This is a genomic window from Limnohabitans sp. (assembly GCF_036804465.1).
Lineage (GTDB): Bacteria > Pseudomonadota > Gammaproteobacteria > Burkholderiales > Burkholderiaceae_C > Limnohabitans.
The window spans coordinates 69,471-70,942 of record NZ_DAIRSK010000016.1; the positions used below are offsets into that span (position 1 = coordinate 69,471).

The 1,472-nt window shown below is 24.7% G+C and carries 3 protein-coding genes; all 3 read right to left on the minus strand.

Going from position 1 to position 1,472, the window contains the following annotated elements:
* Positions 1-387, minus strand: a 387-nt coding sequence (locus tag V7Q41_RS10085; RefSeq protein WP_333845700.1) for a hypothetical protein, incomplete at its 3' end; no start/stop codon positions are given.
* Between the two features lie 211 nt (positions 388-598).
* Entirely contained in the window at positions 599-937 is a 339-nt protein-coding gene (locus V7Q41_RS10090) for a hypothetical protein (RefSeq protein WP_333845701.1), read from the minus strand.
* On the minus strand, positions 882-1,472 hold a 591-nt coding region (locus V7Q41_RS10095), incomplete at its 5' end, for a hypothetical protein (RefSeq protein ID WP_333845702.1). The genes V7Q41_RS10090 and V7Q41_RS10095, both read right to left, overlap by 56 nt.

Here is a 1,472-nt window from a genome sequence, read left to right on the forward strand (position 1 = left end):
AAAGATGCATTGCGCCATTCCGTCTAATTTCTTTATTGAAAATAAAAATAGCAATATTATTAAACTTAATACATTACCAGAAAATTCTGCAACTTGACTATACTTAACACTTTTAAATGATGATATTATACTACCAAAAAGAGAAGCGTAACTTAATATTGATATATAAACAACAAAAATTGACCACAAAAATATTATATTTATATTCTTAAAAATTTTAAAATAAATGATACCACTAAGCTCTAATACAACTATAAAGAGTATAAATATTTTCGAATAATTTCTTAAAGAAACTATTAATAAATTATACCAATCTTCTTTAATTTCTCTAAGTTTTGATAGTTTCTGTAACAATAATGGTTTGTAAGCGGCCTCAAATATACTCACGATCCCGAGAATTGCTAAAAAAATATACCATATTGATAGTATATCATGAGGAAATAAACTCAAGATAGTTATCAGGAATATTGCCTTCGCAGCCAACCGTCCAATTGAATTGGCAAGTGACCATATTTCATTCTCAAATTTTTTTAAATTAAAATACACTTCAAAAGGCTTAAATTTTTTGTATTAACTTATTATTAATAAATTAATAATTTTAAAGAATCTTTGAATAAAATAAATAATGTATTTTAGGAAATAACCTCTGAATCAATGAAGATATAATTATGAAGATTCGACTTCCTTTGCTTTGAATAAAGTAATTATTATATTTGATAATTTCAGGATAAATATCAAAACTTTTCAAATGACGCTTATCAAATGATAACCACTTAAATTTTCGACTAAACAGATCTTTACCACTTATAATTAATTTTTCTAATTCATCATCATTTTTTTTCAATATTTCATTTCTTTGACTCATTGAAAATATATCTTCATCACCTAGAGTGAGTAATTTTTTTCTCACTGTAGCAATACCACCTAAATCCTGCATTTTTTATAATTTTTGTTCCACATTTCTTTTTAAATCGCAAGTGATTTAAATCATTTTTAATAATTTCGCATTTACTCCCGCCAAAACTTGATACCCAGTTTGGAGATGAAATATTTACGTAATTAAAATAAAAATACATGAAAAGAAGTTCGAAATAAATTATTTCTCCTTGCAGTTTTTCAATAATAACCTTATTCGGTATCTCATCAACATCAGATATTAGCAATATATCGGTTGCTTCAACTTCATCAATATTATTTTTTATTTGATTTCTAAACCAATATTCACGGTCTTTTGCAGTTTGAAATTCAATATCACTTGGGAAATTTATAATTTTATGAAGTACTTTATTTTTATCATACTTCAATTCCATTATATTTCTTTTTTTGCCATGAAAATCTTGATCAGCTTCAAAAACTATAAATTTTGATACGTTACTTCCTAAATAATTTATTCTTATATCAAGTAGATCCACTTCACCAGCATAAAGAAAGCAGTCGTACACATTTTTTTTTGAATTTATTTCATTTTTTTT

What these genes read in the sequence shown, in the direction of transcription:
- V7Q41_RS10090 (WP_333845701.1), bottom strand. Translation starts at nt 937, where the DNA reads ATGCAGGATTTAGGTGGTATTGCTACAGTGAGAAAAAAATTACTCACT.